The sequence below is a fragment of the Acinetobacter sp. Ag2 genome, from assembly GCF_001005515.1.
In the GTDB taxonomy this organism is placed as follows: Bacteria; Pseudomonadota; Gammaproteobacteria; order Pseudomonadales; family Moraxellaceae; genus Acinetobacter; species Acinetobacter bereziniae.
In genome coordinates, this window is the sequence record NZ_LBNA01000056.1 from 157,904 (window position 1) to 177,219 (window position 19,316).

Here is a 19,316-nt window from a genome sequence, read left to right on the forward strand (position 1 = left end):
GTTGGTTTTTTTTCGATGCAACTTTTATATCATCAGCTGTCGTTAATCAATCTCTTAGGCGATCGTTTTTGTGCAAAGAACTTTTAGCTGAATTGCTACCGAATCAAAGAAATACTTATGATAATTCGCTTGCATTTTGATACTTCGCCTGTTTAAGAAATATACTGTAGCTTTATAAAGCTTATGATTTATTTTAATCTTTAAAAGGCTTATTCATACAGGGAAAAAGCTAAAGCTTGCTTGGTTAAAGCTTGGGATAAGCTGAAGATTCTTATCGATTATGCGCATTGTTGTTGGTGCTTGGCATCAAATGAAAACAAATTTTAAATGTACTGTTTTTCTTTTTTTAGATTTAGATGAATTTATGGATTAGTTTGTTATGGCAATATCTAATTTTAAATAAAAAGTGTAATGTTTGATTTTTAGCTTTGTTTTTATTCATCATTTTTTAAATCAATTAAAAGTAATAAGGAAGATTCTCAATGTTCACTACAGCAAATAGCATTCTAATCATTGCTGCATTATTTGATGCTGCAGCTGCAATCGCACATTTGGCTTGTCTTGCTATCGGTGGTTCAGCCTTTCGATTTTTAGGGGCAGGTGAACGTCTAGCAGGTGAATTTGAAGCGGGTAAAATTCAACCAATTTTGGTGACCATTTTGATTGCGTTCATTCTTTTTTCATGGTCTATTTTTGCACTTTCTGGTGCTGGGGTAGTGGCTCTACTCCCATTCACGAAATGGATATTAATGGCAGTTTCAATTGTATTAATCATCCGTGCTTTGGGGTTTTCCTTATTGAAACCCTATTTTCCTGAAAATTCGATGAAGTTTTGGCTTATTTCATCAGGCATTTGTTTTGTAATGGGAATCGCTCATTTGTATGGCGTAATGTCACTATGGAATCAATTATAAAGCATAGGTGAAAGAGAGTTTTAATTTAACTTTGGTCATACCATGAATCATTAAAATTTGTTTTGATCGAGAAATGGCTTTTCGATTTGACATGTATCGGAAAGGATTATATTTTGTAAATGATTTTAATTATCATTTAAGGCTTTAATCCAATGAACATGGAGTTAAAAATTGCAGTGCTTGCAATGACTATGGGATTCAGTTTCTCAGCAAATGCCGACTTTAAGCAAGCACCTTTACCATATAGTGTTAACGCATTGGAACCTGCAATAGATGCAACGACAATGGAAATTCATTATGGTAAACATCACAAAGCCTATGTTGATAATTTAAATGCGCAAATTAAGAATTATCCTGATCTAGATCAGCTCAGTATAGAAGCGGTTCAAGCACAAATTTCAAAATACAATACAGCAGTGCGTAACAATGGTGGTGGACATTTTAATCATGCATTTTTTTGGGAAAGCTTATCTCCAACAGCATCTTCAGGAAAACCTTCAACGAAATTATTAAAACAAATTAAAAAAGATTTCGGTTCATTTGAAAATTTTCAGACAAAATTTAATGAGGCTGCAACCGGTCGATTTGGTTCAGGGTGGGCTTGGTTGATCGTGCAACCGAATGGCAAATTGGCAGTGAGTTCTACACCCAACCAAGATAATCCTTTGATGGATGTTGCAGAAGTAAAAGGGACACCGTTATTGGGATTGGATGTATGGGAACATGCTTATTATTTAAAATATCAAAATCGTAGAGCAGATTATACTAAAGCATTTTGGACAGTTGTGAATTGGAAAAAAGTCAGTGATCGTTATGCGCAGGCAAGCAAATGATCCACAATTAAAACCACTTTCAAGTGGTTTTTTTAACCTTGACAAAAAAAAGGAGGGAAGACGAGAAATAAAATTATTTTTATTGAATATATCTATTAAACCTTTAATGAAAAGGGTTGTAGCGATTTTTCCTCAATTCAAGAAATGCTAATAGCGTTGCTACAATCGCTAGAATCCCAACAGATAATATGATGAGATCAGACAAGTAAAGTCCAGCTAAGATACCAAGCAAGGCAATAATAAAAGATATGATTAAAATAACTTTGAGTACAATACTGCTCATGAGGCATTCCTCTTTGGATAAGTAGAATAAGGTTTAATTGATAATGATAATCAATAACAATATTTTACATTAATCTTAAATTTAATGAAATCTAAACGAAAGATGTTAAGTGCATATGAATAAACTCATTAAATCTACTATTTCAATGGATTTAAGTGGTATCTCAACTAAAAACAACGCAAAATTTGTAAGTTTATTTGAGCAGTGAATAGTTCTTTTATTTAAGCTTATGTTTTTGCGTAAGAGTTTTTTACATTCTACAATCGTTAAAAATTATATATTTTCTAGCACTTTTGTTATATTGAAGAAGTATAAAAGCAAAATTCCGTTGAAAATTATATTTTTGAATTCTTTCAAAAATTTGATTTGCTCGTTGAGCTCATCAAAACTGAAATTTTATAGGAATATGAAAAAATAAAGCCATTACAATAAGATATTGTAATGGCAATAAAACATTAGGCATTTATTTAAAGTTTATTCTGGCTGCGCTTTTGAATCTTCTTGCTGAGCACTTCTAAATAACTCCCATTCCTCGACGACTTTGCCATCTGCTAAACGACAATATCCAACTTCATTGCCACGAGAATCTTTCTTCACGATAGATGTGCCGCCAACTTTATTACAATAAACACTGGCAGGATTTGCCATACCAAGCGATTGTGGTTCTGGTGTCTTCACTTCAGGTGTTGAACAAGCTGAAACTAGCAAGGTTGTGAGCAAAGATGCTCCAATCAGTATTTTTTTCATTGCAAGATGGATATAAGTTATGAAGTATAAATTATAAAACGATCACCTCAACCCAATGTATTTAATATGTTATCTATTATGCATAAATTAGACATTCTATGCGCTAATAGAAGATCAACGATTTTGATATTGATCGATCATAATCATTCATTTGAGGCAAATATTGTTGATATTAATATTTGCCAAACCTTCAAAGCAAAACTATTGATCAAAGGTTTTGAGATAATGTTCAATAACAAGTGGTGCTTGTAATTCTAATTGTGGGGCATATTTTTCATTATCTGCTCGCAATTGCGGAATATTTAAACCCGCTTGACGAAGTTCACTTGTGTGACCAATCAACCACTTTTCCATATACTCTGCTGCAACTTCTAGATGAAATTGTAAGGCGAGAATATTTTGTCCTACTCTGAAAGCTTGATTGGTATAAATCGATGAGCTTGCGAGTAATTCAGCAGTCACAGGTAAGTCAAAACTATCCCCATGCCAGTGTAAAACTTCGTGATTGGCTAGAGGCAATAAAGGATTATTTTTTACCAAACTGAGTCTTAATTTACTCCAACCAATTTCTTTTTGATGTCCTGGATAAACTTTTGCGCCCAAGGCATGCGCAATTAACTGAGCGCCTAAACAAATCCCTATAGTTGGGAGATTTTTAGCGATACGCTGCTCAAGATATTTAATTTCATCATTTAGAAATGGGTAGTCTTCGGTCTCATAAACCCCAATCGGTCCACCTAAAATAATGGTCAGTCCTTCAAACTCAAGTGCAGGTTTTAAATTATCTACACCCGCTTCAAAGTAGCGAACACGATAGCCGAGTTCATAAAAAGTATCTTCGAGTGTTCCCAGATCTTCAAACGCTAAATGTTGGATGGCATAGATCGTTTTGGGAAGCGTTGTATTAGAGGTAGCCATAATTTGACAGTGGATAGAATAAGGTTATCGCTATTTATACCAGTTTATACTTCGTTGAACACGTGGTTTATGCTGTAATTTATAACATTGCCTGTATCGCTTTTTTACTCGACTCTAAAATGATCAATTTAATGCTTTCATCAGCGATACTGCGCGCCATTAGAATCGCACCCACCAATTGACATAAAACGCTCCAAGCTTTTTCTTCACTGCCTAAATGTTTCGAAAATAGCGCATGTCCGCGCTGTAATTCTTTTTGATAAAGTTGTTTAATTTCTAGATCTGAACGGGAAATTTCAGTGGCTAAGGCAGGTAAGACACAGCCACGATCAGCGTGTTCAACATGTGAAACTGTGAGATATCGATTCAATTCGAACTCTAGCCATTGTTCTGCTTGGTCATAAGGGTTATTTTCCCATTTTTCGATACTGTCTTTCAGTTCATTTTCAACAAGTGCTTTAAATAAATCCTGTTTGGATGAGAAATGTGAATAGAACGCGCCGCTTGTTACGCCTGCAGCTTTCATGAATCCATCAATACCAGTTACGGCAAAGCCATTCTTTTTAGCGAGTTGTCCACTAATTTCAAGAAGTTGCTTTCTTTTTTCTGCTTTATAGCCGGATTGGTATCGCATAGTTTTACATCAATCTTTTCTTGACCTTGTTTTAAAACTATAACATAGTAATCGTTATAATAACGATCGTTATGTAAAAGGATGATATTATGCAAGGTCATAGTCAAGGACAAAGTAATAGAGTCGCGCTAGTCATTGGTGCTGGAGATGCAACAGGAGGTGCGATTGCCAAGCGCTTTGCTCGGGGCGGTTATATCAGTTGTATGACCCGTCGTAATGCGGAAAAGTTACAACCGCTGATCGATGAGATCGAGGGAGCAGGTGGGCGAGCCTATGGTTTTGCTTCAGATGCACGAAAAGAAGAACAGGTTGTTCAATTGATTGAGGATATTGAAAATAATATAGGACAAATCGAGGTGTTGGTTTTTAATATTGGTGCAAATGTACCTTGTAGTATTCTTGAAGAAACAGCACGTAAATATTTTAAAATTTGGGAAATGGCATGTTTTGCTGCTTTTTTAACTGGACGTGAAGTTGCAAAGCGTATGGTTACACGACAACAGGGAACCATTATATTTACTGGCGCAACAGCAGGTTTGCGTGGCGCTGCATATTTTTCTGCATTTGCTGGGGCAAAGCATGCACTTCGAGCGCTTGCACAAAGTATGGCTCGTGAACTTGGTCCACAAAATATTCATGTGGCACATGTTGTTGTTGACGGTGCAATTGATACCGATTTTATCAAAAATTCTTTTCCACACATTTATGAAAAGAAAGATCAAGATGGTATTTTAAATCCTGAACACATCGCTGAGAATTATTGGCATATTGCTCAGCAACCACGAGATTCATGGACACATGAATTGGATTTAAGACCTTGGATTGAGAAGTGGTAAGTCACTTTCTAGAAGAAAGTTTGATTAAGGGATTTTTTAAAATAATAAGCCGAGTAGGCTAAAGGATGATAGAACATGAAACAGATTGAATTTTACTTTGATCTAGGAAGCCCATACAGCTATCTTGGTTTTTATCAGATTCAAAAAATTGCAAAGCTACATCAAGCACAGATTGTATGGAAGCCGATATTACTCGGTGGTGTATTTAAAGCGACAGGAAATAGTAGCCCAATGACTGTGCCTGCGAAAGCCCGTTATTCGATGGTTGATATGCAACGGTGGTCAAATCTCTGGGATATTTCAATACAAATGAACCCATATTTTCCAATCAATACGCTGAATTTGATGCGCATAATTACTGCGGTCCAGCTTTATCGCCCTGAATGTTTTTTGACAGTACTGAATGCTTTATTTGATGCCATGTTTGGGCATCCACAAAATTTAAATGATATTGATGTATTAATGAATTTGATTGAATCTCTTGGCTTTAGTGCTGAACAGGTGCAAATGTGGCTATCTGATGATCAAGTTAAAATGCAACTGAAGCAAATCACTGAAGAGGCAATCGAACGCGGTGTGTTTGGTGCACCTACATGGTTTGTAGGGAAAGAAATGTTTTGGGGTGTCGATCATCTCCATTTTGTTGAAATGGAATTGAATCAACAATAAGCTTATCATTTGGGCTAAATATTTAATATTTCATCAATTAATAACTGCAATGAAGAAATTAAATCGTTTCGTTTTTTGCTAAAAGTGCTGTAATTAACCACAGTACTTTTTATTGGTAATTGAGTAGGCTTTAAAATATTTTGTACAAGTTAGAAGTTCTTTTTTCATATTGAGTAGATCAAACTCAGAACCTGTTGTTCAACTGCTAATGATAAAAATACTGCAATAAACTCAAAATTAACGCCAAACTAAATACAGACAATACCGTTTGCATACTGATGGTTGCAGCCATTAGTTGATGATCACCATTTAATAATTTTGTTAAAATATAAGCAGATGATGCCGTTGGAATCGAGAAGAAGATCATAATGGCAATGACTGCTGAAGCATTAAATGCAAATAATTGCATCATGATAAATGCCAGTAGTGGAATAACAAGTAATCTGATTAGGCTAATGATGAACGATTTTTTCAGATAATATTTGAGCGTTGTAAATTGTATTGCTGTTCCAACACATAACAGTCCTAGCATGAGACTACTGCTGGAAAAAGCGCTGAGTAAATTCGCAAACCCTGACCAAATCGGGATATGCAGTAAGTTAAATACAATACCAAGAATACATGAGCTAATCAGTGGATTTTTGATCAGGGAGAAAAAAATCGCTTTGATATTTAATTGATTTTTAGAACTTAAAGAAAGGATAGAAATGACATTGACCGCAGGTATGGCAATCGCAAGAATATTGACCAAAATGCTTTTGATTTCAGGATTATCTAAACTTGTCGCAATGGATAAACCCAAATAGGTATTAAAACGAATCAAGCTCTGTATATACACTCCAATTTGTGCCACAGGTGTATGATTCAATTTTGCAAATAAATAGACAGCGACGACGATCAGCGCCATTATTAAAAAAATCATAGCTAAAATACTGTGCAGATGTCCCATATTCATATCTGCATTGGCAAGAGAGCTAAATAACAAGGCTGGAAATAAAATATAGTAGTTGAGCTTTTCTGCACCATTCCAGAATTTTTCATCAAGTGTGCCAGATTGGAATAGATAAAAACCTAAACCAATTAATGCAATGGATGGAAACAGAATTTGAATCATTTGCAACATGCTGAATGCTCTATACAAAATTAGCCGAACAAGTGATTTAGATATCAGTTTAGGCGCGACTTATGTAACTTTAGATAAAGAATATGACTTATGTCGATTCATGGTAAAATGAGTTTTTACTCATGGATAGAGTAGCCATGACATTTACCCAACTCAGCATCTTTGCCATGCTGGCTGAACAAAAAAGCTTTACAGTGGCAGCACAACGCTTGCAAATCACTCAGTCTGCAATATCACATGCAATTAAAGGTTTGGAGCAAGAGTGGGCTGTAACACTTTTTTATCGCAATCATAATGAAGTTGAGCTGACTGAAGTAGGGATTAGGCTTTTAGTTCATGCCAAAGAAATTCTAAATACATCTAATCTTTTAAAACAAGAAATCTCTGACATACATGGTTTTCATTCAGGAACATTGAGAATTGGATCATTCGGTGCATCTTCTTCTAATGTACTCATTCCCTTAATATTAGAGAAATTTAGTTTGCAGTTTCCAAATATTGAAGTGTTTATCAAAGAGGGAACTGACAAAGATATTTCACAATGGATTCATGATCGTACAATTGATGTGGGTTTTGTGGTATTGCCTGAAGAACGTTTTGATACTTTTCCAGTGATAGAAGATATTTTTATTGCACTCATTCCCAAGTCAAATCCATTGGTTCAACACAGTGCAGTGAGATTAAATGAACTGGTTGAATATCCTTTTTTAATGACCTCTGCGGGGAGTCAGAATCATGTGACTGAGATGTTTAGAAAAGCAAATTTAAGTCCAAAGATTAAAAGCTATTTTTCTCAAATTTTAACCATTATTAATATGGTGAATAATAATGCTGGTGTATCAATTGTTGCAGATATGGCGCTAAATAAGGATTTGATGACTCTTTTTCCAAATGTACAAAAGATGCCGTTGTCTCCAAATGTTAAGCGATCTATAGGTTTGGCTGTAAAAAATAAAAAGCAAATCAGTCCAATTGCGCAAGCGTTTATTGATATTGCTCAGACGGTTTAACAGGTTTTTGAAACTAAAAATCTCTTTGGATGTTTTTGCAAAAAATAGGTAGAAAGATGATGGCTCAATTATTCTATAAATTATTAGAACAACCAAAAAAAGCATTTATATTTTGTCTGATTATTGCCAATCTTTGTTTATGGGCAATTGGTTTTATCAAAGGTTTTGAGGTTTTATGGGTACTTGGCTTTCTTTTTTTTACTGCTTTTTCTGCATTTTTTATGTCTTTGGCATTGGTTGATACCGTGGAAAAAAAGTTTAGCTATAAAATATACTTTCAATTATTTTTTTATGGATTACTTTTTATTTTATATATGGCATTGAATAAATATAAAATGCTTGGAGAACAGAGTTTTTATGCACAGCGAATAGTCATGTTTCTGGTCGTTTTTTTCACCATGTTATTGATGTTGAATTTAAGAGCAACGTTAGGCTATAGCTTTGAAAGTATAAAATTATTGTGGCGTAAATATAGATAAAGCAATGAATAGCATTATCGTAGCGTCACTGTTTTATAAGCAAAAAAGTGGGTGCCAATAAGGGTTTAAGGATTTTGATCTATGCGTTTAGAAGATTTACAAAAACAAATTTGTGAAAAATATAATTCAAAATATATCCAGCTTGATGATATGGAGATGGTGGCTTTTGCAATGCAAAGTTTAGGTCAACAACCAATTTATGCAGTACGTATGGTTCTTGAAAAAGAGGAAAATGTATCTTGGTTTATTCATTGTGGTGAATATTCTTCAGCGTCTGATTTTTATCAAGCGATGCATGTATCTCATTTGCATCAATACTTACCTGAAATTTTACCTTATTTGGCGCTTGAACCAGGTTTTCAGGTGATTATTGATAAACATGGTTATGAAGATGTTTGGTTAAATCCTATAGCTCAATAAGCTGAGTTCGATAAAAATTTTTGATGAAAGATGATACAGCCAAACCGCCTGATTATTCATACAAGTGATTTGGATGATTCATTTATTTTGTACTTTTGAATCATAGATGGTTTTGCTATCGTGAGGCGACATGGATGTCGCCATGTTTAGCGGGGGTATGAGGATGTACCCCTCGCTCAACGAAAGATTTTTGTCACTTTTCATCTCTGAAAAGTGAGGCATCGTCTACGCAAAACAATTTAAACTTTAGAAGTAAAGCATGGCAGTGTAAGCTTTAGATCATCAAACAATCTATTGATCGCTTTCATTTTATTGATCAAGAGAAATGAAACGCTATTGATGGTTGCGCTTGCGGAGCTCCGCTCCTTATCCTAAAATTGGATGAAAACGCAGCAAGACTCCATGGAGATTTATTATTTTTTCAATGAGTTAGAGATTTAATTACATTGAACTCAGGTTAAATAAAATAATAACTGTTTAAGCTAAAATGATGATTAAACCTGTATAAATATTTAAATCATGTAATTAAAAAAGCGAACCGTAGTTCGCTTTTCTATGAATCAAAACCAAGCTAAGAACTTAGAAGAAACCCATTGCTTTGGTTGAGTAGCTCACCAATAAATTTTTGGTTTGTTGATAATGATCTAACATCATCTTGTGATTTTCACGACCAATACCTGATTTTTTATAACCACCAAATGCAGCATGGGCAGGATAGATATGGTAGCAGTTGGTCCATACACGACCCGCTTCAATTGCACGACCTGCACGGTAAGATGTATGCGCTGAACGTGACCATACACCTGCACCTAAGCCATACATGGTATCGTTGGCAATTTTGATTGCATCATCATAATCTTTAAAGGTTGTAACCGACAATACAGGTCCAAAAATTTCTTCTTGGAAAATTTTCATGCTGTTGTCGCCTTTAAAAATCGTTGGCTCAATATAGAAACCTTGTCCAACTTCTTGGCGATCTCCACCACCTGTAAGCAGTTGTGCACCTTCAGCACGACCTGTTGCAATACAACCCAAAATTTTATTTTGTTGTTCTTCAGAAGCTTGTGCACCAATCATGGTGTCTGTATCTAAAGGATGACCTGTCTTGATACGTTTTACACGTTCGACTGCCAATTCCAAGAATTTATCAGCGATACTTTCTTGAACCAATGCGCGAGATGGACAAGTACACACTTCACCTTGGTTCAATGCAAACATTGCAAAACCTTCAAGTGCCTTGTCTAAATAGTCATCGTCTTTATCCATCACATCTTCAAAGAAGATGTTTGGAGACTTACCGCCGAGTTCAAGCGTAACAGGAATAATATTTTCGGTTGCATATTGCATAATCATTTGTCCAACAGCAGTTGAACCTGTAAATGCAATTTTAGCAATACGTGGATTGGTAGCCAGTGGACGACCTACTTCAACACCGTAACCATTGACAATATTGAGTACACCTGGCGGTAAAATATCTTGAATCAGTTCAGCAAGTACCAAAATACTCGATGGTGTTTGTTCAGCAGGTTTTAAAACAATACAGTTACCTGCTGCAAGTGCAGGTGCAAGCTTCCATGCAGCCATGAGAATTGGGAAATTCCATGGGATAATCTGACCCACTACACCCAAAGGCTCGTGGAAATGATAGGCAATCGTATCTTCATCAATCTCAGATATGCCACCTTCTTGAGCACGTAAACAACCTGCAAAATAACGGAAGTGGTCAATCGCCAAAGGAATATCCGCGGCAAGTGTTTCACGAATTGGTTTACCGTTTTCCCATGTTTCAGCAACTGCCAATAACTCTAAATTTTCTTCTAAACGATCTGCGATTTTTAACAGTAAATTAGAACGTGTCGTTGGAGATGCTTTGTTCCAAGAGGCTTTCGCTTTATGTGCTGCATCTAAGGCAAGTTCGATGTCCTCAGCGGAAGAGCGTGGAATTTTAGTAAAAGCTTTACCATCTACGGGTGAGATATTGTCAAAGTATTGACCTTTGACGGGTGCTACCCATTTGCCATCAATGAAGTTTTCATATTGAGCTTTAAACTGAACCTTTGAACCAGGTTGGTTTGGATCGACATAACGCATAAGAGTATCCCTTTACTTATTTTCATGATCATTCATGATTTGCTGGATATTGCATGTATGAACAGTGATTGTTTACATGATAGCTTGAGCATAGAGAGTCAAAGGTAGGAGAAAGGTTGGATGAAAATCTAAAGAAATTTGCGCTATGATTTAATTTTTGAAAGTGTTTTCTTGTTTGTTGAAAAGCAGCTAAATATTGATAAAAAAGATTTTATTCTAACGCTTTGGTATTAGTTGTGTTGACCAAGGTGAATGTAAAGATGATAGTGTGCTAGAGTGATTTATAAGCAGTTCCGTTGGATAAAAATAACAGAAGGGAATCGGATATTTTTGGACAAATTACAGAGGAATGTAGCGTATGTTAAGCCAACAAGAGTTAGCACATAAACGAAGTTTAATCGAACAGTTACGTCAAAGCAGTAGTTTGTCTTTAAAACACGCTGATCAACTCGGACAGAGTATTTTAAGTTCATGGCAGCGCTCTAATTCAGCTGCAATTCCTAAAGATCGTGAAGCTGCACCTTTAATGAGTGTCAAGCAAGAACGTAAAACTGTATTAGAAAGAGCGATTGAACATTGCAGTGATGAGTTGACACATATTGCGGAACAATCTGCAATGGTCGCTGCTGTGGGGGATATAGGTAGTACCATCATTTGGTCGGCTGCTAGTGGTCAAATGCGTAATGCAGCAGAACGCGTGCATTTTATTGCGGGGGGACAATGGCGAGAGGATTTGGTTGGAACCAATGCTTTGGCACTTTCATTGAAAACCCAGCAATCGAGTTGCGTGTTTTCTAACGAACACTTTATGTCTTCTGTACATGATTGGGTATGTTATGCATCACCGATTATAGATCCATACTCCAAACAAGTTTTGGGTGTCATCGACCTTTCGACTACATGGAACTATCACAACAGTTTGGGTTTATTGGCTGCTGAACGTTGTGCTTCAATTATCCAATCTGCATTACTTGAATTTCAACAACAACATTTATTCATTCGTGCCTTCGCTGTTCCGCAAGTTTTATTCAATGGTAAAATTGTGGTCTTGACGCCACGTCAAATCGAGATTTTGACTATACTTGCGCTATGCCCTCAAGGTATGAATTTGGAAAATTTACATCAAGCTTTGTATGGCGAGCGTAAAGTCAGTGTGGGTACATTAAAAGCAGAAATGTCTCAATTGAGAGATATTTTAGGGGGCATGTTAGGGTCACGACCTTATCGTTTGTTGGCTCATGTTGAAGCTGACTTTTTACAAGCTGAAAATGCATTGGATGCAGGATATATCGAATCTGCATTAAAATTATGCAAAGGCGTTTTTTTAGCTAAAACAGAAAGTCCGTTTTTATCTGCTTGGCGAGATTGTTTGGAATCACGATTGAGTGAGACCATCTTTAAGGCCAATGAAACAGATGTATTACTGAAGCATCTGGCGCACTTCCCCGAGGCAATAGATGCGGTGGAGCGCTTGATTGAGTTAACACCAGTCGGGCATCCAGCCCATCAGATGCTCATGAAATATAAAGATGAGCATTGATTGGCAAGTTCTGAGTGCATCATGAAACAAAAAGGTGATGAACTCATTCAGCTTAACTCTGTTTTTGCGTAAGCCATGCAAACAGTTGCTGGTAGACTTCAGCTCTGACTGGCGGTGCAGATAAAACTAAATCATGTAAACCATTCTGTATGGTCATCACATTAACATCACCTTGGATTTTGTTGGCATATTTGATGATGTCTTTCACTTCTAAAATGACATCTGTAGACTGTGCATCCTGATTAAATTTTTTAGGATATGTGGTTTTATGTGAATGCATAATTAAACTCGGTATATTGAGGCGTACACCATGATGAATTTCTTTTTGCGCTTCAAAAATTGCATGGACAAAGCTTAAATACACTTTCGGATAAGTTTTCTTTTTCCACTCTAAACTAAAGTTCCATTCGCCTTGCAAATCTTGATGCAAACTGGTGACATACCATTTATTTAATTCACTTGGGAATTTTAAATTGGGTAAACGTTTACCCAATGCACTGAGTCTTGGAAGTGCCAGTTTCTTTTTCCAAGAGGGCATATTGAAGTCATAAAATGGGCTGTTACACCATAAAGCATGAAGGAGTGGGTGTTGTGGGTTGTGGGCAGCATATAAGGTTGCAATCAAGCCACCTGTCGAATGTCCTGCCAAAACAATCTCTGTATGACCTTCTTGCCCAATTATTTCTAATGCTTGAGCTATTTCTGCATCATACTCGCGCAGATTTAACACATAGTAATATTTTTGATGAGGGAGATGAGAACGTCCATATTTTCTTAAATCAAGCGCATAAAAGTCATAACCATGCTGGTTAAATTGCTCTGCCATCTCAGTTTGAAAGAAATAGTCAATAAACCCATGAATATACAGTACGGCTTTCTGTGTAGATTGAGCTGCTTGCTTGCGAACTAAAGTTGCGGTGACTTTACCATCATAATCATCAGGAAAATTTAAAGTCAGTTGTTCATAACCTGCACCAAGAATATCTGCTTGGTATTGTGGAATTTGAGTGGTCATGGTGAATTCCTGTATATTTATTTAATTAGAGCCTGTTAACACTTCATAGATGCTTAGATGAAATGTCAACAGACTTTTATAAAACCCCAAAATTACAGATAGTCTTTTACAAGATGATAAGAGACATCATATAGTTTTTGAGCAAGTTGCATATTTTTCGCTTTTGTTGAACGAAAAGCAGGCGTTTGCAAACTCGCATATTCACCATTACGTTTTGACCATGATGGATCAAATGCAATTTTTTTGATTAATTCAGCAGGCTTTGAGGGGGGAATGAGTCCAAGCTTGATGATGGCATATTGCCATTTTGGCAGTTCGCGATAAATTTCTGAATCAACTCCACCTGGATGTAGTGCATTGCTGGTGACATTGGTTCCTTGTAGTTGTTGGGCAAGAATATTGCTGAATAATAAATTAGCAAGTTTACTGTTTGCATAACTCAATACACCATTATATTTTTTAATTTGATCCGCTTTAAAAATTTCTGGTTTGATATTGCCTAATACGTGCATCATAGATGCTAAATTGATAATGCGCCCTTGTTCTGACTTTTGAACAAGCGGAAGCAGTTTAAGTGTCCATAAGAATGGACCGAGAAAATTCACACCAATCTGCTTTTCAAAACCATCTTCTGTTGCTTCGAGTTTCGGTGTCATCATACCTGCATTATTCACCAATACATCTATTTTAGGATATTTAGAAATAATTTCATTTGCTGTCGCATTGATTTGCTCCAGACTATTCAGATCAAGGGTAATATGATCGACTTGACCTGTGCCAAAAGATTGTAAGTATTGTTGAGCTGCTTGAGCTTTTTCAGGATTACGGCAGGCAAGAATAACGTGATGACCTTCTTTGACAAATGTTTCTGCAGTTGCGAGCCCAATCCCTGTATTTGCACCAGTGATGATGATGGTTTTGATTGTTGTTGTCATTGCTGAAATAATCCGCTTATGTTTTAAGCATCATAGACAGGGTTGTTGATCTTTTCAATGTTTATGACAATCAGTATTGTCACATTTAGGTTAAAATTAAAAAAGGACATAAAAAAAGGAATATTGTCGAAACAATATTCCAGAACACAACATGGGCTAACAAAAAAAGCTGTTAGCTAAAGTAGTAAAGTGAAATACAAATGAATTACATTGCAGATTCGAAGATCGCAATCACTTGCGCATCAGTTGCTTTACGTGGATTTGTTAACATACAGGCATCTTTTTGAGCATTTGCTGTCATCACAGCATGATCTTCAGCTTTAACCCCCAGTTCTGCTAAACCAGATGGAATACCAATGGATGCTGATAATTCACGGATTGCATCAATTGCAGCAAAAGCTGCTTCAGTGGTGGTTAATCCGTCTGTGTTCACACCCATTAACTGTGCAATTTTTGCATAACGATCAGGGCAGGCGATTAAGTTAAATTCACATACGTGTGGCAATAAAATTGCATTACATACGCCGTGCGGAAGATTATAAAAACCGCCAAGTTGATGCGCCATTGCATGTACATAACCGAGTGAGGCATTGTTGAAAGCCATACCCGCTAAATATTGTGCATATGCCATTGCATCACGTGCTTCGATATTTTCACCATTCGCCACCGCTGGACGTAACCATTCACTGATCATTGAAATTGCTTTTTCTGCACAGGCATCTGTAATTGGGTTTGCAGCGGTAGATACATAAGCTTCTACAGCGTGGGTCAGTGCATCCATACCAGTTGCAGCTGTTAAAGCGGCAGGTTTTGCAATCATCAGTTTAGGGTCATCAATTGCAACAAGTGGGGTACAACGCCAGTCGACAATTGCCATTTTAACATGGGTATCTGTGTTGGTAATAATACAGAAACGAGTCATTTCAGAAGCTGTCCCTGCTGTTGTATTAATTGCAACAAGCGGAGTCATCGGTACTTTACTTTGATCAATCCCTTCATAATCACGGATATGACCACCACCAGCTGTAACTAGACCAATCCCTTTTGCACAATCGTGAGATGAACCACCACCCAGTGAAACGATAAAGTCACAATCGTTTTCATTATACTCATTCACACCATTGTGAACGTTAATATCTGTAGGATTTGGTTCTGCGCCTGGGAATACGTGACTTTCTACACCTGCTTCCTTGAGATATCCAACAATAATGTCAGCAACGCCAAATTTGAATAAACCTGCATCAGTAACGATGAGCGCTTTCTTCGCCCCTAAATTTTGAGCTTTTGTACCGACTTCTTTGGCACAGCCAGGTCCAAAAAGTGATACACAAGGGATATAAAAACCGTTTGTTTGGTCTGCAATATTTTTAAAAGCCATGGTGCGATTCCTTCTACCATTGTTATTTCATGTTTCCAATAGGTGTTGTTCACCTTGAGATTGAGTATCAATATTGCAGACCAGATTGCATACCTACTAAAAACCTACCAAACACCCAACTATCTTTTTTCTAAATAAAATGATGATTTATATGGTTTAAAAAAAGATATAAAGTTTTTCTTTATAATCTTACAGACCAAAATTAGCGAGTTTGAATTAAAACAAGTCAAAATGATCAAAAAACAATTTTATTTGGCATTTTTTGTTTTGACAGAGGGTGAAATGTCAAATAAATGAATATTTATCTTATATTTTTACAAGATAGAAAGGAATCAATAAAAAATCATTAAATTCTCACTTTTTGATAATGTGTTGAATTAATATAAAGTGAAATTTTATGTGAGATATTTAATATTTTTATTTTAATCTTTTTTATGGAAAATAGACTTTATAAATATCATATAATTGTTAATTTATGCTAAATGGTAAAATTAATATATTGTTATATATTTAATATTAAAATTTATTTTTAAAAAATAAACAATATAAAAATATCTTTTATCAATTATTGTGAATGTTGTTGATCAGAATTTAAACCATAAATATTGTTTTTTATGTATGTTTTTTAGGCGGACTACCAAGGTTGGGTAATCTCAAATTTAAGGATAAAAAATGAAAAAAACATCTGCTTTAAAAAGAATAGTTATTGCAAGTTCATTATTCGCTATTGCCAGTTTGAGCTCTGCACAGGAATACAAACGTTTTTCAGTATCAGCAGGTTGGTTACATGTCATGCCTCAAGGCAAAGCCAATCCATTTAATATTGATACCCGTGTCAAAAATGGTACTAATGCAACGGTCGGCAGTATTTCAACAACCAGTTTTTTAAACTCAGTTGATCCGAATGCGATGGGAAAAGACTTAGGCGGAGTTCCATTCAATCAGAAAGAGGTTTTAACTGAGTTTCTTAATGATGACTTTATGAAGACGTTGTTAACCGATGGTAAGGGGAATATTTTGCCAGAGGTTGCTGGAAGTGCAAATATTCATGGTCTAGAGCATTGGCAGTCAGCAGGTACAGGATTGGAGGCTGATGATGTCGATACCTTGGGGTTAACATTGAATTATTATATTAATGATAATGTTTCATTACAATTGATTGGAGGGATTCCGCCAAAAGTTGATATCAAAGGAAAAGGGGAAATCTTTGCACCAATGACGGGTTTAGCAACTTCACCCAGTGAGCTGGTTGGCATCTTATTCCCCGATGGTATTGATTTAAATCAGGCAATACCAATAACCAATTTAGGCAATAAATCTAAAGCTGCGTCAGTTCGTGCTTGGACACCTGCAGTTGAAGCACAATATCAATTTGGACAAACAGGGGTAAACAAACTTCGTCCATATATTGGTGTGGGACTGATGTATTCACGTTTTACAGATATTAAATTAAATCATCAGATTAACAATGATTTGATTGCAGCTGGGCATATGATTCAGAATGTTATGGATGGAAAGGCAGGCGCTGCCTTAGATGGGAAACCGTCCAGCGCCAATCCTTATGTTCGGGTCAAAACAACTGATGCAATTGCTCCGATCGTGAGTTTGGGTGCGACCTATGACATTGACAGTAATTGGTTTGGGATCGCTTCTGTGTCTTATGCTAAATTAAATAATCAAGCCAAAATAGATGTGATTGATGCCAATACTGGCAATCGTTTAATTCATTCAAAAACCAAAGTAGATATTGACCCCTTAATCACTTATTTAGGGATAGGGTATCGTTTTTAAAATCAACACTATTTTCCCTAAGAATAGTGATGGTTTTAAATGGTTGGCTTCGGCTAACCATTTTTTATAACTTATAAAAATGAACATCAAAAAAGCATCCATTCCGGATGCTTTTTCAGATTTGATTATGTTTTAAGATGAATAGAATTTATTTTTCTACAATAGCTGTTACGCCTTGACCACCTGCAGCACAGATTGAAATCAATACACGACCTGAGCCTTTTTGATTAATCAGTTTTGCAGCAGTCGCTAGAATACGACCGCCTGTTGCTGCAAATGGATGCCCAGCAGCTAAAGAAGAACCTTTAACATTAAGTTTGCTACGGTCGATTGAACCCAATGGTGCATCTAAACCTAAACGTTCTTTACAGAATTTTGGATCTTCCCATGCTTTTAATGTTGAAAGTACTTGAGATGCAAAAGCTTCATGAATTTCATAGTAATCGAAGTCTTGAAGTTTAATGCCAGCGCGATCCAACATACGTGGAACGGCATAAGCAGGTGCCATCAATAAACCTTCTTTTTTACCAACAAAATCAACGGCAGCAGTTTCGCTGAAGGTTAAATATGCAAGAACTTCATGACCATTGGCTTTTGCCCATTCTTCAGAAGCTAAAAGTACTACAGAAGCACCATCTGTTAGTGGGGTAGAGTTACCTGCAGTCATTGTTGCAGTGTCACCTTTACCAAATACAGGCTTGAGTTTAGCTAATTTTTCCACTGAAGAGTCTGGGCGTAAGTTATTGTCTTTGTCTAATCCCATGAATGGTGTGATTAGATCGTCAAAGAAACCTTCTTCATAGGCTTTCGCCATTTTTTGATGTGATGATGCTGCGAGTTCATCCTGAGCTTCACGAGGAATACCCCACTCTAAAGCAGTAATTGCTTGGTGGTCACCCATAGATAGACCTGTACGAGGTTCACCATTTTTTGGCGCGTCCATCAAATCTTTAACATTGATTTTTGCCAATGCTTTAAGACGATCTTTACCTGTTTTTGCAATGTTGAGTTCAAGCAATGCTTTACGCAGACCATCACCAAATGCGATTGGAGCGTCAGATGTTGTATCAACACCACCAGCAACGCCGACTTCAATTTGACCTAATGCAATCTTATTGGCAACCAAAAAAGCAGCTTGTAAGCCAGTACCACACGCTTGTTGAATGTCGTAAGCTGGTGTTTCAGGAGCAAGCTGTGTATTGAGAACGCATTCGCGTGTCATGTTAAAATCACGGCTATGTTTTAAAACAGCACCTGCGACAACTTCACCCAAGCGTTGACCCTGTAAGTTGAAACGTTCAACCAAGCCGTTTAAAGCGGCTGTTAGCATATCCATGTTTGAAGCACGGAAATATGGACCATTTGAACGCGCAAAAGGAATACGGTTACCACCGATAATTGCGACACGACGTACAGTGTTTTGACTCATAGTTTTGTCCTGTTGACCAGAAGTTTGAGTTTTAGTAGATGATGGGGTTGCTTTTTTTGTGGTTGATGCAGCACTTTTACTACGTGAAGCTGTAGTTGTAGCACGAGCCGGTTTTTTTGTCGTGCTCGCTGCAGTTGCTGCTACAGAAGTTGTGTTTGCAGTCTTGGTCGTACGAGTACGAGCTTTTGATGTATTTGACACAGATTCTGTTGCAGAATTTTCAACATTTGAATTGTCTTGAGTTGTTTTGCTCATAAGGCTTTTCCAAGCA

The 19,316-nt window shown here is 36.6% G+C and carries 19 protein-coding genes; 9 read left to right on the forward strand and 10 right to left on the reverse strand.

All coding sequences use genetic code 11. The features are described 5' to 3' along the window. Positions 1-482 precede the first annotated feature (482 nt). Both AAV97_RS16690 and AAV97_RS16695 read left to right on the forward strand, forming a co-directional pair. On the forward strand, positions 483-914 hold the full coding sequence (locus tag AAV97_RS16690; protein WP_042089706.1) for a hypothetical protein: 432 nt from the start codon (positions 483-485) through the stop codon (positions 912-914). Between the two features lie 152 nt (positions 915-1,066). Next, positions 1,067-1,747 carry a superoxide dismutase gene (locus AAV97_RS16695; protein ID WP_046761145.1) on the forward strand — a complete coding sequence of 227 codons (681 nt, stop codon included), beginning with the start codon at positions 1,067-1,069 and terminating at the stop codon, positions 1,745-1,747. Between the two features lie 103 nt (positions 1,748-1,850). Here the strand turns inward: AAV97_RS16695 and AAV97_RS16700 are convergent, their stop codons facing one another. The 4 genes from AAV97_RS16700 to AAV97_RS16715 form a co-directional block, all read right to left on the reverse strand. Further along, a complete protein-coding gene (locus tag AAV97_RS16700) occupies positions 1,851-2,030 on the reverse strand; it encodes a hypothetical protein (protein WP_004824296.1) in 180 nt (59 codons plus the stop codon). 474 nt (positions 2,031-2,504) lie between these two features. Beyond that, entirely contained in the window at positions 2,505-2,777 is a 273-nt protein-coding gene (locus AAV97_RS16705) for a DUF333 domain-containing protein (RefSeq protein ID WP_046761146.1), read from the reverse strand. A gap of 201 nt (positions 2,778-2,978) precedes the next feature. Continuing rightward, positions 2,979-3,695, reverse strand: a complete 717-nt coding sequence (locus AAV97_RS16710) for a glutamine amidotransferase (protein ID WP_046761147.1) — start codon at positions 3,693-3,695, stop codon at positions 2,979-2,981. Between the two features lie 79 nt (positions 3,696-3,774). Next, the gene (locus AAV97_RS16715; protein WP_046761148.1) at positions 3,775-4,329 is read right to left on the reverse strand and encodes a TetR/AcrR family transcriptional regulator; all 555 of its coding nucleotides are present in this window, start codon (positions 4,327-4,329) and stop codon (positions 3,775-3,777) included. Between the two features lie 89 nt (positions 4,330-4,418). Between AAV97_RS16715 and AAV97_RS16720 the strand changes: the two genes are divergently transcribed. Next, positions 4,419-5,165, forward strand: coding sequence for an SDR family oxidoreductase (locus AAV97_RS16720; RefSeq protein WP_046761149.1), 747 nt, complete (start codon positions 4,419-4,421; stop codon positions 5,163-5,165). A 75-nt stretch (positions 5,166-5,240) separates the two neighbouring features. Next, positions 5,241-5,834: a 2-hydroxychromene-2-carboxylate isomerase gene (locus tag AAV97_RS16725; RefSeq protein WP_046761150.1), complete on the forward strand. Its 594-nt coding sequence runs from the start codon at positions 5,241-5,243 to the stop codon at positions 5,832-5,834. A 205-nt stretch (positions 5,835-6,039) separates the two neighbouring features. Here AAV97_RS16725 and AAV97_RS16730 read toward each other — a convergent pair whose 3' ends face one another. After that, on the reverse strand, positions 6,040-6,957 hold the full coding sequence (locus AAV97_RS16730; protein WP_046761151.1) for an AEC family transporter: 918 nt from the start codon (positions 6,955-6,957) through the stop codon (positions 6,040-6,042). A gap of 137 nt (positions 6,958-7,094) precedes the next feature. Between AAV97_RS16730 and AAV97_RS16735 the strand changes: the two genes are divergently transcribed. The 3 genes from AAV97_RS16735 (at position 7,095) to AAV97_RS16745 (ending at position 8,866) form a co-directional block, all read left to right on the forward strand. After that, entirely contained in the window at positions 7,095-7,967 is an 873-nt protein-coding gene (locus AAV97_RS16735; protein ID WP_046761152.1) for a LysR family transcriptional regulator, read from the forward strand. A 56-nt stretch (positions 7,968-8,023) separates the two neighbouring features. After that, entirely contained in the window at positions 8,024-8,446 is a 423-nt protein-coding gene (locus AAV97_RS16740; protein WP_046761153.1) for a hypothetical protein, read from the forward strand. An 81-nt stretch (positions 8,447-8,527) separates the two neighbouring features. Further along, positions 8,528-8,866: a hypothetical protein gene (locus tag AAV97_RS16745; RefSeq protein ID WP_046761154.1), complete on the forward strand. Its 339-nt coding sequence runs from the start codon at positions 8,528-8,530 to the stop codon at positions 8,864-8,866. A 579-nt stretch (positions 8,867-9,445) separates the two neighbouring features. Here the strand turns inward: AAV97_RS16745 and AAV97_RS16750 are convergent. Further along, complete coding sequence (locus AAV97_RS16750) at positions 9,446-10,957, reverse strand: aldehyde dehydrogenase family protein (RefSeq protein WP_046761155.1); 1,512 nt, start codon at positions 10,955-10,957, stop codon at positions 9,446-9,448. A 358-nt stretch (positions 10,958-11,315) separates the two neighbouring features. Here AAV97_RS16750 and AAV97_RS16755 point away from each other — a divergent pair, with 358 nt between their 5' ends. Beyond that, positions 11,316-12,497: a transcriptional regulator gene (locus tag AAV97_RS16755; protein ID WP_046761156.1), complete on the forward strand. Its 1,182-nt coding sequence runs from the start codon at positions 11,316-11,318 to the stop codon at positions 12,495-12,497. A gap of 52 nt (positions 12,498-12,549) precedes the next feature. On the opposite strand, the gene AAV97_RS16760 is transcribed toward AAV97_RS16755, so the two are convergent. The 3 genes from AAV97_RS16760 to mdh form a co-directional block, all read right to left on the reverse strand. After that, positions 12,550-13,512 carry an alpha/beta hydrolase gene (locus AAV97_RS16760; RefSeq protein WP_046761157.1) on the reverse strand — a complete coding sequence of 321 codons (963 nt, stop codon included), beginning with the start codon at positions 13,510-13,512 and terminating at the stop codon, positions 12,550-12,552. Between the two features lie 92 nt (positions 13,513-13,604). Next, positions 13,605-14,447 (reverse strand): SDR family NAD(P)-dependent oxidoreductase, encoded by an 843-nt coding sequence (locus AAV97_RS16765; RefSeq protein WP_046761158.1) that lies wholly within the window; start codon positions 14,445-14,447, stop codon positions 13,605-13,607. Between the two features lie 205 nt (positions 14,448-14,652). Beyond that, positions 14,653-15,825, reverse strand: coding sequence for an iron-dependent methanol dehydrogenase (gene mdh / locus AAV97_RS16770; RefSeq protein ID WP_046761159.1), 1,173 nt, complete (start codon positions 15,823-15,825; stop codon positions 14,653-14,655). 672 nt (positions 15,826-16,497) lie between these two features. Here mdh and AAV97_RS16775 point away from each other — a divergent pair. Continuing rightward, positions 16,498-17,616 carry an OmpW/AlkL family protein gene (locus tag AAV97_RS16775; RefSeq protein ID WP_009585449.1) on the forward strand — a complete coding sequence of 373 codons (1,119 nt, stop codon included), beginning with the start codon at positions 16,498-16,500 and terminating at the stop codon, positions 17,614-17,616. 148 nt (positions 17,617-17,764) lie between these two features. Here the strand turns inward: AAV97_RS16775 and AAV97_RS16780 are convergent, their stop codons facing one another. Beyond that, positions 17,765-19,300, reverse strand: coding sequence for an acetyl-CoA C-acetyltransferase (locus AAV97_RS16780; protein WP_004824275.1), 1,536 nt, complete (start codon positions 19,298-19,300; stop codon positions 17,765-17,767). Between the last annotated feature and the right edge of the window lie 16 nt (positions 19,301-19,316).